Origin of the sequence: Kineosporia rhizophila, assembly GCF_021277265.1 — a bacterium.
In the GTDB taxonomy this organism is placed as follows: Bacteria; Actinomycetota; Actinomycetes; order Actinomycetales; family Kineosporiaceae; genus Kineosporia; species Kineosporia rhizophila.
In genome coordinates this window covers 99894-113732 of sequence record NZ_JAJSOH010000023.1, presented here as the reverse complement: position 1 = coordinate 113732, position 13839 = coordinate 99894, and the positions used below count along the sequence as shown (strand labels likewise).

Here is a 13839-nt window from a genome sequence, read left to right as displayed (position 1 = left end):
CCCGGCCACACCAGTCCCGGCCACACCAGTCCCGGCCACACCAGTCCCGGCCACACCAGTCCCGGCCACACCAGTCCCGGCCGCACCAGTCCCGGCACCATCGGCCCCGGCACCATCGGCTCCAGCACCCGGCCCAACCACACCGACCCCGGCCACAGTCGTCCCGGGCACCCCCGTCCCGGCGCCACCAGTCCCGGCTGACGCTGTTTCCGTGCCGTCCGCCGGAGACTTGCCGGTCCGGCTAGCTGCTGCCTCGCTCATCGCCGTGCCCCTACCGTCATCGTCATTTCTGCACCGTCGTCTTCCGGCCCCAGCCGCCATCCTGGCTCAGACCGCGCCCCTGACCATGGAGCACGCTCCTCAACCGGGCTCACGCCCCGGCCCCGGTCCTGCCCACCCCGACCGAACTCGCGGCCCAGTTCATGGCCCAGTTCACGACCGAACCCGCCACCGAACTCACGGCCAAGTTCACGATCGAACGCACCGCCGAGCCCACCGCCGAGCCCGCCGCCGAACTCACGGCCGGACTCACGGCCGAACCTGCTGCTGACTCCCGAACCTTCACCGCCTCACCCCCGGACGTCCGGTCTCGAGGGCCGCCATCCGGGGCTCGTCACCGGCCAGCACCCGTTCCCAGGCGCGGCGGTACAGCTCTCGCACCGACGTGACCGGCACCGCCAGGTGAAGCGGGGACGAGCCGTCTGGCTGCAGCCCGAGCAATGGCACCTTCCAGGCCTCCAACGGCAGGCCTGGGGCCTTCACCGGGAGCCAGGCCGTGGGCAGGAACACGCTGCGCCCGGCCCGGGCCCGCTTGCCCTCGACCACCAGCCCGGCCTCGAGCAAGGCAGCCGTGGCCGTCTTCAGCACCTTCGGCGCCCACCCGTTCCACGTGCGGACGTTCTTGTCTGTCGGATCGGGCAAGGCCAAGAGCTGCAGGTACAGACGCGCGGCCTCGGTGCCGAGGTTGTGGTGCTGCGAGACCTCGGCCACCAGTTCGGGCACGCTGACCAGTGGGTCCTGCAGCCAGGCCAGCTCGGTTCCCGCGGTCGGCTCGGCCCGCACCTCGTCGATCAGCCGGGCCAGTTCACCGCTGCGGGCGATCAGCAGCGGCGCCGACTGGTAGCTGGGCAGGGCCCGGGCCAGCTCGAGCAGCGGCTCACCGCCCGCGTCGAGCTTGGCCGGGCAGACGAACACGGCCGAGTTCCAGCCCCGGCTGAGCAGATGCCCCACCTCTCCCAGCGGCACCACCTCGACCGGCTGGTTCGGCCCGTCGGAAACAGGTGGCAGACCGTAGACCTGACGCAGGCCCTCGATCCGGCTGCCGTCGCCTTCGAGGAAGGTCAGCAGCAGGTCCGGATTGGCCAGCCGCTGCTGCAGCAGGTCGTACACCCGGGGCAGGACCGCCCGGACCGAGTCGCCCAGGGGCAGCCGGTAGGCCAGCCAGAGCAGGGCGATCACCGTGTCGGCCAGATGCTTGGCCCGGAACCCGGCGTCGGTGTCGCTCTCTTCCGGCTCCTGCACCAGCTGGTTGTCCCGGACGGTGAACCGCAGGTCGGTGGTGAGCCAGGGTGTGGATTCCGGGCCGACCATGCCCTGCAGGACCGCCGCCGGATCCTTGGCTCCCGTCCACGCGCTCTTACGGGCCGCGGAGAAGTCGGCCACCAGCGCGTCGGGTACCGGCACCCGGCGCCCGAACAACTCGTTCCAGCCATCGGCCAGCCGGGCCACGTCGGGCCCCTTCTGCCACAGGTCGGCCGGGCTGTCCGGCATCGCCAGCGACAGCAGGTGCAGTCGCGCGTCGGTGGACAGCAGGCGGCTCAGACTGTCGCGGGCCGTCTTGGCCTCGGCCACCTTCAGGCCGAGCAGCTCACGCAGCGGCTTGGGCAGGAAGTTGTTCTCGTAGACGTCGATCCGGACCAGACCGGCCAGCAGCAGGGCGGCCTCGGCGCGGGTGACCCCGGTGGCCTGCGCCAGCTCTTCCACCGCCTCGGGACGCCACGGGGCCGGCCCGCGTTCGGCCAGCAACGCCAGCAGTTCGTTCAGCCGGCCCGCCCCGCCCCAGCCCCGGCCCTCGCGTGAGGCCGAGATGCCGTACCCCTTGACCGGGCCGAAATCGCCGGGCTCAGAGACATGTTCCACGGCATGGATCACCCCTCGGTAGCCACCGGCGAACCACTCGCTGTCCGAGCTGATCACGAAGGCCTGACCGCCCTTGGTGGGCAGCAGGGTGCCGAACGGGGCCAGCCCTTCCCGGGCTCCCTGTGGGGTGGTCGTCTTCTCGACCGTCAGCGTGAGCCGGCGCCAGCGCCCGTCCGCCTCGGCCAGCGGTGTCTCGGCAATGGCCGCGAGCAGCGCCGCAAGTGCGGGGCGGTCTTCGACGGCGGTGGTGACCAGCGCGGCCCGCAGGGCCAGCGCCCCGAGCCCACCGACGGCCAGCGTCCAGTCGACCGAGGTCTGGGCAACCCCGGACTCCAGCCCGGCCAGCTTCTTCGCCCCGACACCGAGCTTGGCCAGAAGGCCCTTCCGGGGCTGCCCGGCAAGGGTTTCCACCACGCCGCGGAGACTGGCGATCGCCGACTCACCGGAATTGTGGTGGCTGCCCCAGTAGTAGCTGCGGTGAGTCGTCAGCCCGCCGAAAGCCCGGCGCAGATCGGTGTCGGGCACCGAGGAGGGCACCTGGACCCCCACCGGGGCCGGTGCCGCAGGCAGCTCACCCTTCTCGCCGATCTCGGTGGCCGCCGGAGGGGGCGACGCCGTCTCGACCACCGCCGTGTTCACCGGCCGGGGCAGCGCCTCAAGCCTCTCCACCTGCGCGAGGGCGAGCTCGACCACCCCGGCGACCCCGAGAGCCAGCCTTTCACCGGTGATTTGGGGCAGGACCTTACGCACCGCCTTCTCGGCCTTGCCTCTACGGGCGGCGTCGAGCAGGGCCCGGGCCTGCTCGACGGTGATCGATCGCAGGGCTGCAGAGCCCTTCTCGTCCCGGGGGCGCAGCGCGTGCCAGAAGGCCAGCGGCGGCACGTACGCGGTGCCCTTGGCGTACTCGGAGCCCGCCGACGTGAAGTTCGCCGTGAACACCCGGCTGCCCCGGACCGAGCCGTCGGTGAAGGCCAGGCCGTGCCCGTGCCCGTCGGGCATCAGGGCGGCGGGCTCGCCACCACCCGGCATGCGGATCGGCCCGACCGCCGCGGGCCCTGGCCGGCCCCGGGCGGCACCGATCAGCGCGGGGCTGAGCCGGGCCGAGTCTCCACCGGCCGAGACCGCCTCGCAGGAGCCGTCGGCCAGCCGCACCGAACGCCAGCCCAGCAGGCCGTCGGACGTGCCGAAAGGCGTTGCCTCCAGACCGGGCTGGAGCGGGGCCAGGACACACCAGCCCTCGACCAGCTCGGCCCCCTCGCCCTGCAGACCGGCCTCGAAGAAGGCCGGCCGGGAGCGACGGCCGCCGTCGCCGGTGGCCGGGTCGAACTCGCGCCAGGACCGCCCCTGGGCCCCCTCCTCCAGCCGCCACCAGCCCGAGCCGTCGGTGGCCACCTCGCGGGACTTGGCCAGCGCCCGGTCTCCGCCCACCAGCGGGCGGCCTCCGGCCGTGCGCCCGCCCTCGGGCAACGGCAGGCTCGTACCGAAACGGCCGATGTGCTCGTAGTACAGGGACCCCGGGACGGTGAACACCTCACCCGGCCGGTTGCTCCAGTAGCCCGCCGTACCGTCGGGCCCCTCCCAGAGCACCCGCAGCTGACCATCCGTGTAGGCGACCTGCCACCGCCACGGGGTCGAGGTGCCGGGAGGCAGCCGGAAGGTGTGCCGCAGCAGCACTTCCGAAGGACCGACCACCACGGCCATCACCTTGTTGTGCAGGATGAGCGCGGGCCAGGCCTCGGTGACCGAGAACGCCGGCTCCGTCCAGCCGTTGGGATGCGGCTTCGGCACCGGGAACTCGGCCACCGCCTCTTCCAGGGCCGGCCAGCCCAGCTCGTCGACCAGGCCGATGCGCAGGGTGCCGGCCAGTGCGGCGGCGACGTCGGCCCCGGCGACCTCGTCCCGGGCCTGCGGGCGCACCCCGAAGACCTCGCCGTGCCAGACCGGCCGCATCCGGTCGAGTGCGTCGATCAGCGCGGGCAGACCACCCTCGGCCGTCTCCTGCGCGGCCTCGTCCAGCCAGCTCTCGAGCAGCGGCCGGGTGCCCCTGGTCTCGTAGAACACCCGCAGGTCGGCCAGCGGAATGCGGGTGTCCTCGGTCTGCTGGTAGCCACGCCGCCCGGCCAGGGCGTCGCGCAGCCCGAGCCGCAGCGGCTCCTGCGCCCAGCCGGCCTCGGCCAGGCAGGCCAGGTCTCGCCGGCCCGGTGACGTGTCGCTCTGCCAGCGGCCGAGCGCGAAGTGCGGCACCGGCCGCCCCTCGGGCAGCTCGACCCGCAGCCCGAGCGAGAGCACCAGGTCGAGCAGATCGAGGTCGGCGCCGTGCCCGAGCAGGGCCAGCGGCCGGTTCTCCGCCTTCAACTGCGGGGCCATCCGGCGCACCAGCTCGAGCACCTGCGCCGAGCGCCGGTGACCACGCCAGCCCTGGGAGCGCCAGGCCACCACGCGACTCAGCCAGCCGGACGAACCGTCGTGCGGCCGGGCGGCCTCGGGCTGCCCCTCGACCTCGGTCAGGCCGGCCAGCGCGCCGCAGTCGTGCAGCAGGCCGAACCAGAACTCCTCGGTCTCGCCCTGGTTGTTGCGCGGCAGCAGCCCGAGCAGGCGCCCGCGGATCGCCGGGTCCTTCTTCGAGAGCCGCTTCAGCGCCGGGGCGTACGACTTCCAGAACGGCAACGGGGCGTGCGGCAGGGCGGGCGAGTCGAGCAGCTGGGCGATCGCCTGCTCCTCCTCGGCCGCCTGGTTCAGCTTGGCGGCCCGGACCAGCCGGCGCAGATCGTCGGCCATGCCGGTGTAGGGCGGCAGTCCGCCGGCCACCCGCTCGGCACAGACCTGACGGAACAGCTCGTAGGCAGCCACCGGATCGGTGCGCTGGGCCAGGTCTTTCGCGTACTGGGTGAGCGACTTGGCGTTGAGGGCACCGCTGAAGGCGAACTCCAGGAACACGTCGCGCTGGCGGGTCTCGTCGATCGGCAGGGCGTGCATGCGCTCGGCCTCGCGGGCCTTGCCGAACATGATGGCCGCGCTCTGCTTGTTCTCGGCCGCCACGAAGGCCCGGCCGGCCTGCTCGTAGAACGTGGGCAGGAAGTGCGGCACCGAGGCCCCGAGCCGCCGGGCCAGCTCGTCGAACCCGTCGCGGGCGGCCCCCGGCCGGCTCTTGGCCTGCCGGGCCAGCCGCTCCATGTCCTTGACCAGGGCGAGCGCGTGGTGCCCGTTCTCCGGGTCGTTGATCAGGGCCCAGGCCGGGAACCCGAGCGCCTGGCGCCGGCCGGTACCGACCGGGACCGGCGGCTGCGACAGCTCGAACCCGAGGAACTCGAGCGCGAGATCCTCGGCCGGACCGAGGGTCTCGGGCACCAGCTGGACCACCGGGCGCTCGCCCAGGGCCGGGTGCCGGTAGACCCGGGCGGTGACCACGTCGGTCGCCTCGGGCTCGACGGCACCGGGAGCGGCCGGGACGATCGCCCCGGCCTCGATCAGCTTCTCGCGCGTCTGCCTGCTCATGCCGACTCTTCCTCCGTCTTGCGGCCGGCGTAGATGCGCGCGGCCATCCGCGCCCCCTCGGACCAGGCCACCGGGCCCACCTCGGTCAGCGGCACCGGCCGGGCCTGCTCGTCGACCCAGCCGAGTTCGCCCGTCCAGGTCTGGTACTCGGGTGCGTCGGAGCCGATCCAGTAGCGCGCGTCCAGCGCCCGGCCGCCCTCCCACACCCGCACCGTGGCGTAGCCGCCGCGCACCGCGTACCCCTGGGCCGCGGCCCGCCCGGTGGCGTGCCGCAGCTCGGCGAACTCGCCGTTGGCCCAGTCGTTCACCGACGTGTCCCGCGCGCGCAGCCCCGGGGGCCGGGTGGCGATCTCGCGGAACAGTTGCGCGACAACCTGTTCGACCTGCAGGTCGGCGACGAACTCGCGCAGCTCTTCCAGGTCGTCCAGGAGCACCGGGTGCGGCACGGTGACGGCTACGGAGGGCACGAACACCGTGTCACCGTCGAGGGTGACCAGCCCGACGCCCCGATCGGCATCGACGGCGCGCAGCAGGCCGACCTCACCGACCGGGGCACCGGCCTGGTCGAGCGGGCGGACCACCAGGTCACGCAGCACGCGCTGCCAGGCCGGATCGGGCCAGAGGGCCGCCAGTGCGTGCAGCGGCACCGGCAGCGAGCGGACCATCCAGGTCTCGACCTGGGCCAGGCACCGCGCCTCGTGCCGGGCCAGCCACTCGGCCACCTGGCGCAACTGCACCACGACCGGGTCTTCCTTCAACGCGGCCGGGACGCTCTTCAGCATCCGGCCGGCACCGTTACGGCACCGGACCCGCCCTTCGAGAAGAGCGACTTCGTGCCCACTCGCGGTCTTCGTCCAAGTCACGTCGCGGACGCTACCAACGCCCTCCGACAGTTTCGGCGGCCAGGCAGGTGAACGGTGGGCAGCGAATCAGACGGCGACCTGACCGTAGGTGCTCCAGCGGGCCTCGGCATCGCCCCGGCGCAGGCTGTCCACCCGGAACCGCCACTGCGGCTGCAGTCCGGGGTTGGCCGCCAGCACCGGCAGCACACTGGTGACCAACTGCAGTTCCCGCAGCCGCCGCAGGGCCGGGAACCCGGGCCAGGCCAGCACGTCCTTGCCGTAGCCGGCCGCGAACCGGGCGGCCAGGTCACCGCCGTAGTCGAAGCGCAGGGCCCCGACCGCGATCGGGGTCAGGTCCCACTCCCGCGGCCCCCAGCAGGTGGAGTCGAAATCGCAGAGCACCGGCCCGTTCTCGCCCACGATGACGTTGCCGAGGAACGAGTCGCCGTGGATCAGGCCGGCCGGCAGCAGCGGCTCCAGCCCGCTCAGCGCGGCCAGTTCCTCGGCCACCGCATCGGTCTCGGCCTGGAGGAAGGCCAGGTCTTCTCGCGGCAGCGGCCCGGCCGAGGCGATCCGCCGGCGGATCCCGGCCACCGGCCCCCAGCGCACCAGCGGCGACCGGGAAGAGGACTGCACCGGCAGGGGGCCGGTGTTCTGCCCGGGTACCGAGGGCTGCCGACGGCTCCGGCCCCGGCGGGCCGGGACGACCGGTGCGGCCGGAGCCTCGATCGGCACCGCGTGCACCGCCTTCAGCAGACCGGCCAGGTCTTCCGGGGTCGGGTCGCGCACCGGCCGCACGTCGTGCCAGACCGTGACCTCGTGGCCGTGCACGATCATCGGCTGGTCGGCCGCCTGGGCCAGCCGCACGGCCGGCACCCCGTGCCGTTCCAGCAGACGGGCCACGTGCACCACCCGCTGGGCCCGGTCGCCCACGGCGGCCGACCCGGCGATCCGGACCACCACCCCGGCGTGAGGCAGCCGCAGCACCGCGTTGTTGGTGAACTTCAGGACCGTGTGACCCCGGGGATCGAGGCCGAGGATCCGGCAGGCAGCCGTCACCGTTGCGGTGATCTCGGCCGGATCCAGTGCCGGACGGCTCAGCCCCGGACTGGTTTCGGCGTGGGTCACGAGACGAGGACCTGCTCTATCCGCCGCCCCAGGTCACGGATACCGTCGCCGCCCGGGCCCCGGTCGGGGCAGCTCAGGGCCAGCTCGCCCAGCGGGGCGAGACGGTCGGTGACCCGGCGCGAGCGCAACCGGTGGGCGTGCTCCAGGGCCAGCTCGCCGTACTCCAGCGCGGCCTGGCTGTCCTTGGTGAGCAGGCAGGCCGTGGCCAGCGCCCCCTGCTCGAACGCCAGGCTGCGGGCCATGCCCTGGTTGCGGCGGGCGACACTCGCCTCGAGCGCGCGCCGGGCCGGGTCGGCGTAGACCTGGTTGGTGCGGGCGATCGCCAGCTGCGTCATCCCCTCCAGCGCCATCACGTCCAGCTCGTGGAAGAACTGCACCCACGGCTCGGCGTCGGTGTCCTCGGCCCGGGAGAACTCGTCCGCGGCCCGGTTGAGGTGGGTGATCGCCTGGGCCTCGTCGCCCATCTCGGCATACGTCCAGGCGATGTTGGCGCACAGCATGGCCACCGTGCGGCGGGACCCGGAGTCCTGCGCGGCGAGCTGGCCGAGCTGGAAGAACCGCAGCGCCTCGCTGACCCGCTTGCGGTGCAGGTAGACCCGGCCGGCCCGGTAGAGCACGTTCGCGGTCAGCGAGGGCACCTTGGCCTGACGGGCGAAGTCGAGCGCGAGCGCGAGGTGGCGCCCGGCGACGTTGTAGAGGCCCACGTCGAACGCGGTCCAGCCGGCCAGATTGTGGACGTCCGCGGCCGCCACCCGCAGTCGGGTGCCGGTGGCGGGGCGGCTGGGGAGTTCACAGAGCTTGTCCACCCAGCGGGCGTGCGCCGACACCGCGTCGCGGCAGGCCCCGCCGCCGAAGCGGTAGTCGAGGTGGCGCAGCTGGGCGGTGACCGCCTCGGCCTGCTCCACGTCCTCCGGGCCGACCTGCCCGGGCAGAGGGGTGGCGGCGGCCGGGACGGAGGCCCACTCCGACGACAGCTCGCCGGCCGTGCCCACCGTCACCTCGGCCGCGTAGGCCAGCAGCGCGTGCCCCCGGGAGTCGTCCTCGTGGTCGCTGCGGGTCTGGGCCGGCACCAGGTTCTGGTCCAGCCAGGTGGCCGTGTCGTTGTCGTAGGCCAGGCCGAGGTAGCCGCGGGGCACGCCGAAGCCGTCGGCGACCCGGCAGAGCACCTCGTAGGCCATCACCCGGCGGCCCCGCAGGACCTCGTAGACCTCGGAGGACGACATCCCGGTGAGGGCCGCGATGGTCCGCTGCGAGGTGCCGTGCTTCTGCAGCAGCCGGAAGACCGTGCCCAGGTCGCGGGCGGCGAGCGCCCGGCGCATGTCGAGGCGCTCCCAGACCTCGTCGGCGGGCAGTGGACTTCTTGGTTCCACGTTCATCGCTCGACTCCTGTTTCCCCGTTTTCCCCGTCTTGACCGACGGTAGGGGATCCGTCACGGATTGGCTAACGACTCGAAAAGAATGTAGCCAAGCCGACTAGCCCGGCTAGGCAGTCGATGAATACATCCGCTTTGTCCTCTATAAAACGAGTCGTCCCGTGCCTGGCCGGACCGCCTCACCCGGCCGCCTAGCCGGGCAAGTCGTCTCCGGTAGGCAGAACGAGGAGCCGAGCCGTTCCACACGGCGGCTGTACGCCGCCGCCTGCCGGGAGCAATGCTTCTCAAACAGCGCCGGGACGGGTGACAGTCACCCGCCGACACCCTCCACCCGTCCCGGCGCCGGTACAGAAGTCCACACAGGTGAGTCGGTAAGACAGCGGCGAGCCCACGGGGGGCTCGCCGCGCCGGCACCAGCCGGCCGACCGCGACTGCGGTCAGCACCTTGCCACTGGGGCATGCAATATCAGGGACACCAGGCCACGCCCGGTGCACCCCCGGAGCAGCTTCCGTACGGCGACCGGACGATGCCATCCAGCCGTCGGTGACGGTGCAGGTTCGGGCGAAAACACCGGCAACTCCCGGCCTGCACCCAGTGACCCTGGGTCGAATGCTGACACCGCCGGGGCCGTCGGAGGACCGCCCGTCCGGAGCAGTTGCCGACCGGCCGTAACGGGAGACGGCCTTTCTCCGATAGCGCCCCCAGTGACTCTTTGCCATTCGAGATGGCACCGATTGATGGCAGGAGTGACACCAGCAGTGAGCAGCACCGATCAGCAGGTCACGGAGGTCCGGTCATGAGCCAGGTGAGCAGCAGTACAGGCACCGTCGGGGGTGTCTCGACGGGCTACGGCCCGTTCCGCGAGAGCGCGGTGACGATCAACCTCGAGGCCTGGACGGGACGCCTCACCTTCGACGCGAAGAACGGGCGCGGCTGGCGCGTCGGCACCGTGGTGGTCGACGTCGACCTGGCCGACCTGACGATCACCTACGGCACCCGCAAGCGGGCCGTCATCGACCGCGGCGACTTCCGCGACTGGCTGCTGCGGCCGGGCAGCCCGCTGCCGGTGGACGACGTGCTGTGGAAGAGCGAGGCCGACGGCATCTACATCGTGATCGGCGGGCTCACCTACGCGGTGCCGGACTTCGTGGTCCAGCGCCTCGACAACGTGATCTGAGACGGGCGTCGTCCCGGGCCGCCCGGCCCGGGCGCCCGGGGACATCTGAACGGGCCGGTTCCCCCGGTGCGCGTCAGGATTCAGTGCGTGGGAGCGCTGAACGGTTCGATCCTGACAACACCTCAGGAACAGGTCGGGGCCGCTACGGAAAGCGTGCTCTCCGTAGCGGATCGGCCACGCACGGGGAACATCGACCGTTCCGCCGCGGACTCCGCCGAGCGGGTGGCCGAAGCCGTGCGCGATCTGGCCGGCCGGCTCGATCCGGCCGGGCTGACCGGCCCGCTGCTGCCTCTGTGGCAGACGCTGGCCGCTCTGGGGCACTCCGACCTCTGCGTGGCCCGGCTGGCCGAGGGGCACATCGACGCGCTGCGCATCCTGGCCGAGGCAGGCCGGGAACCGGCCCCCGGCGCGGTCTACGGCGTCTGGGCGTCGGCCTCCGGCGGTACCGGCCTGAAGGCCAGGTCCACCCCGGAGGGCTGGAACGTCGAGGGAACCATGCGGTTCTGCTCCGGCGCCTGGTTCCTCGACCGGGCCCTCACCGTGATCTCCACCGACGCCGGTCCGGTCCTGGTCGACGTCGACGTGCGCCAGTCCGCCCTGACCCGGCGCGAGGACACCTGGCCGGCCGTGGGTATGGATGCCACCCGCAGCGTCGACGTGGAGGTTCACGACCTGGCCGTGCCGGCCGGCGCCGCCGTCGGCGGGCCGGGCTTCTACCTCGAACGGCCCGGTTTCACCCTGGGCGGCGCCGGAGTGGCGGCCGTCTGGCTGGGAGGCGCCCACGGCGTCCTCAATTCGATCCTGACCACCGCCGACCCCGACCGGGCCAGCCCCCACCACCGGGCTCATCTGGGGGCCATGGCGGTGGCCATCGCCTCGGCCGACGCGCTGCTCAGCAGTCTTGCGGGGCGCGGGGAACCGCTCGACCTGCCCGACATGACCGCCGCCCGCTCGGCGGTCGAGGCGGCCGTGACCGAGGTGCTCACCCGGGCCCCCCGGGTGACCGGCCCGAACGGCCTGTGCCGCAACGCCCGGATCGCGCACCAGCTGGCCGATCTGGAGATCTACGTGCGACAGCACCACGCCGAGGCCGACCACGAGCTGGCCGGGACGCACCTGCTCCGGACCGGCACCCTGCTCGGCCGGGCCTTCCGATGACCGATCAGCTTCCGGCCGCCACCGAGGTCACCGCACCGGGCCTGCCGCCCAGCCGGTGGCGTCCCCGGCTGGAGGCCGCTCCCAGCCCTCGCCTGCTGCCGGTCACGGCCGGCGATCCGGTCACGGTCATCGCCCCGCACCCCGACGACGAGTCGCTCGGCGCCGGCGGTCTGCTGCACCGTCTCTCCACCGCGGGCTGCACCCCCACCGTCGTCATCGTGACCGACGGCGCGGCGGGCTATCCGGGGGCCACCCCCACGCAGCGGCGTGAGCTCGCCCGCAGCCGCCGCCGGGAGACGTGGGACGCGATCCGCCAGCTCTGCCGCAAAGGCGCCCAGCCGGTGTTCTTCGACATCCCCGACGGGGAGGCGAGCGCACACGAGGCGGAGGTGACCGAGCGCATCGCCGCCGTCCTGCCCGGCAACGGCCTGGTGCTGGCCCCTTGGCCGGAAGATCCGCACCCGGACCACCAGGCGGTGGGCCGGGCCGCCCGGCTGGCCGCCGCCCGGACCGGGGTCGAGCTGTGGCAGTACCCGATCTGGATGCGGCACTCGATCCAGCCCGACGACCCGCGCGTCCCGCTGGCCGACCTGACCGTGGTCTGTCTCTCCACGGCCGAACGGCAGGCCAAGCGCCGGGCCATCGAGGCCCACGCGAGCCAGTTGCGCTCCCCCTTCCCAGATTTCGGTCCAGTGCTGCCTGAGCACGTCCTGGAACTGTTCGCCGACGGCCTGGAGCCGTTCTTCGTCCCGAGAAACTCCTAGATCCGTGCAACCGACCGATTTCGAGAAGCGTTACCAGGAGAACAGTGACCCCTGGGACTACCGCGGATCCTGGTACGAGCGGCGTAAGTACGCCCTGACCGTGGCCTCGCTCCCCCGGGAGAGGTACCGCCTGGTGTGGGAACCGGCCTGCTCCATCGGTGTTCTCACCCGCCTCCTGGCCGAGCGGGCCGATCGCGTGATCGCGTCGGACATCAGTTCCACCGCGGTCGCGCACGCCCGTTCGGGCGAGGTCCCGCCGAACGTGGAGTGGGACGTGGTCCGTCTGCCCTCGGTCTCCGGGATCACGGACGCCGACCTCGTCGTACTCTCCGAGATCCTCTACTACCTGGACCCTTCCGATCGCGAACGGGTACTGGCCCAGGCCTGGGACACCCTTGCCCCGGGAGGTGACCTGATCGTCGTCCACTGGCGGTCGTCCTCCGAGGACACCTACCTCTCCGGCGACGAGACCCACACCTGGCTGCGGGCCCGGCCCGGCTGGCGGCACCTGGTCACGCACGTGGACGAGGAGTTCGTGCTCGACGTCCTCAGGAAGCCGTGAGACCGGGCGGTCTCGTGGTGGTCGTGCCGGCCAAGGACGAGGAGGACCTGGTCCCGGCCTGCCTGGAGGCGGTGATCACCGCGGTCACCGGTATCCGCATCCCCACCGCAATCGTCCTGGTCGCCCATCGCTGCCAGGACGCTACCGAAGCGGTTGCCCGCCGGGCCTTCTCGAACCTGCCCCGGCTGGTCGAGGGCCTGGTGGTCCCCGTCGCGACCGGCACGGTCGCCACCGCCCGGGCGACCGGGACCATGGCCGGGCTCGGCGAACTGGCCGCCTACGGCATCCCTTTCGAGCAGACCTGGCTGCTGTCCACCGACGCCGACAGCGTCGTCCCGGCCGACTGGGTGCGGCGCTACCTGCCCTACCTGGGTTCCGGGGCGGCCGGGGTCACCGGGATGGTGCGGGTGAACGGCTGGGAAGCCGGTCCTCCTCTGGTCAGTTCCCGCACCAGCGAGGCCTACCGCCGGATCGTCACGGCCGGGCTGCACGTCAACGGTCACGACCACGTCTACGGGGCCAACCTGGCCGTGCGGGCCGACGCCTACCTGGAGGTCGGCGGCTGGCCGGAACAGGTGCCGGGCGAGGACGCGGCGCTGATCGCGGCCGTGCGCCGACGCGGGTTCCGGGTGGTGAGCGCGCCGGAGGTGGTGGTCACCACCAGCGGCCGGACCCAGGCCCGGGCCCCCGGCGGGCTGGGCGCCCTGCTCGGCCGCATCGTCGCCGACCACTCCTCCACCCCGCACCCGGCGGGTGGCCGGAATGCACGAATCATCCCCAGACAGGCACTACGCTCCCGCTCATGAAGTCCCCCGGGATCCTGATCGGCAGCTGGTTCGTGGCCGGCGCCGCCCTGACGCTGGCCGGCTGCAGCGACTCGTCCTCGGAGACCAAGCCCGACGAGGCGGCTCCCAGCCCCGCCGTCACCCAGGGGCCCGCCGACTGCGCCACCGGCGCCGACCTGGCCGGCCGGCTCAGCGATCCGCGGATCACCCAGGTCCAGATCGTGGGCGACTGTCACAGCGTCGCGATCAGCACCGGCCTGGCCGACGACGAGGCCGACCTGGCCCTTCTGGTCTGCGACTCGGCCGCCGAGCTGGCCTACGCCGATGCAGCGATCACCGGCGTCCAGGTCACCGGCGAGGCCGGCACCGAACTGGCCACCGGCGCCCGCGACAAGCCCTGCGCCGCAGCCTGACC

At 72.9% G+C, this 13839-nt stretch carries 11 protein-coding genes and 1 pseudogene; 7 read left to right on the top strand and 5 right to left on the bottom strand.

The window, feature by feature from the left end:
• Positions 1 to 201: pseudogene (locus LWF15_RS26735) on the top strand (hypothetical protein); the annotation flags it as partial.
• A 169-nt stretch (positions 202 to 370) separates the two neighbouring features.
• On the opposite strand, the gene LWF15_RS26730 reads toward LWF15_RS26735, so the two are convergent.
• The 5 genes from LWF15_RS26730 to LWF15_RS26710 all read right to left on the bottom strand — a co-directional run bounded on the left by LWF15_RS26730 (position 371) and on the right by LWF15_RS26710 (position 8980).
• A complete protein-coding gene (locus LWF15_RS26730) occupies positions 371 to 532 on the bottom strand; it encodes a hypothetical protein (RefSeq protein ID WP_232813699.1) in 162 nt (53 codons plus the stop codon).
• A gap of 29 nt (positions 533 to 561) precedes the next feature.
• Complete coding sequence (locus tag LWF15_RS26725) at positions 562 to 5634, bottom strand: hypothetical protein (RefSeq protein ID WP_232813698.1); 5073 nt, start codon at positions 5632 to 5634, stop codon at positions 562 to 564.
• Entirely contained in the window at positions 5631 to 6497 is an 867-nt protein-coding gene (locus LWF15_RS26720) for a DUF4132 domain-containing protein (protein WP_232813697.1), read from the bottom strand. Before LWF15_RS26720 ends, LWF15_RS26725 begins: the two co-directional genes overlap by 4 nt.
• A gap of 66 nt (positions 6498 to 6563) precedes the next feature.
• Positions 6564 to 7604, bottom strand: coding sequence for an aminoglycoside phosphotransferase family protein (locus LWF15_RS26715; protein WP_232813696.1), 1041 nt, complete (start codon positions 7602 to 7604; stop codon positions 6564 to 6566).
• Complete coding sequence (locus LWF15_RS26710) at positions 7601 to 8980, bottom strand: helix-turn-helix transcriptional regulator (RefSeq protein WP_232813695.1); 1380 nt, start codon at positions 8978 to 8980, stop codon at positions 7601 to 7603. The genes LWF15_RS26715 and LWF15_RS26710 overlap by 4 nt, the downstream gene beginning before the upstream one ends.
• 794 nt (positions 8981 to 9774) lie before the next feature.
• Here LWF15_RS26710 and LWF15_RS26705 point away from each other — a divergent pair.
• The 6 genes from LWF15_RS26705 to LWF15_RS26680 all read left to right on the top strand — a co-directional run bounded on the left by LWF15_RS26705 (position 9775) and on the right by LWF15_RS26680 (position 13837).
• Positions 9775 to 10155 carry a hypothetical protein gene (locus LWF15_RS26705; protein WP_232813694.1) on the top strand — a complete coding sequence of 127 codons (381 nt, stop codon included), beginning with the start codon at positions 9775 to 9777 and terminating at the stop codon, positions 10153 to 10155.
• Between the two features lie 87 nt (positions 10156 to 10242).
• Positions 10243 to 11313 carry an acyl-CoA dehydrogenase family protein gene (locus tag LWF15_RS26700; protein ID WP_232813693.1) on the top strand — a complete coding sequence of 357 codons (1071 nt, stop codon included), beginning with the start codon at positions 10243 to 10245 and terminating at the stop codon, positions 11311 to 11313.
• Positions 11310 to 12077, top strand: coding sequence for a PIG-L deacetylase family protein (locus LWF15_RS26695; RefSeq protein ID WP_232813692.1), 768 nt, complete (start codon positions 11310 to 11312; stop codon positions 12075 to 12077). Before LWF15_RS26700 ends, LWF15_RS26695 begins: the two co-directional genes overlap by 4 nt.
• A gap of 4 nt (positions 12078 to 12081) precedes the next feature.
• Complete coding sequence (locus LWF15_RS26690; RefSeq protein WP_232813691.1) at positions 12082 to 12639, top strand: class I SAM-dependent DNA methyltransferase; 558 nt, start codon at positions 12082 to 12084, stop codon at positions 12637 to 12639.
• A complete protein-coding gene (locus tag LWF15_RS26685; RefSeq protein WP_232813690.1) occupies positions 12636 to 13445 on the top strand; it encodes a glycosyltransferase in 810 nt (269 codons plus the stop codon). Before LWF15_RS26690 ends, LWF15_RS26685 begins: the two co-directional genes overlap by 4 nt.
• Positions 13442 to 13837 (top strand): hypothetical protein, encoded by a 396-nt coding sequence (locus LWF15_RS26680; protein ID WP_232813689.1) that lies wholly within the window; start codon positions 13442 to 13444, stop codon positions 13835 to 13837. The genes LWF15_RS26685 and LWF15_RS26680 overlap by 4 nt, the downstream gene beginning before the upstream one ends.
• The last annotated feature ends 2 nt before the right edge of the window (positions 13838 to 13839 follow it).

What these genes read in the sequence shown, in the direction of transcription:
- LWF15_RS26725 (WP_232813698.1), bottom strand. Translation starts at nt 5,634, where the DNA reads ATGAGCAGGCAGACGCGCGAGAAGCTGATCGAGGCCGGGGCGATCGTC.
- LWF15_RS26710 (WP_232813695.1), bottom strand. Translation starts at nt 8,980, where the DNA reads ATGAACGTGGAACCAAGAAGTCCACTGCCCGCCGACGAGGTCTGGGAG.
- LWF15_RS26705 (WP_232813694.1), top strand. Translation starts at nt 9,775, where the DNA reads ATGAGCCAGGTGAGCAGCAGTACAGGCACCGTCGGGGGTGTCTCGACG.
- LWF15_RS26695 (WP_232813692.1), top strand. Translation starts at nt 11,310, where the DNA reads ATGACCGATCAGCTTCCGGCCGCCACCGAGGTCACCGCACCGGGCCTG.
- LWF15_RS26680 (WP_232813689.1), top strand. Translation starts at nt 13,442, where the DNA reads ATGAAGTCCCCCGGGATCCTGATCGGCAGCTGGTTCGTGGCCGGCGCC.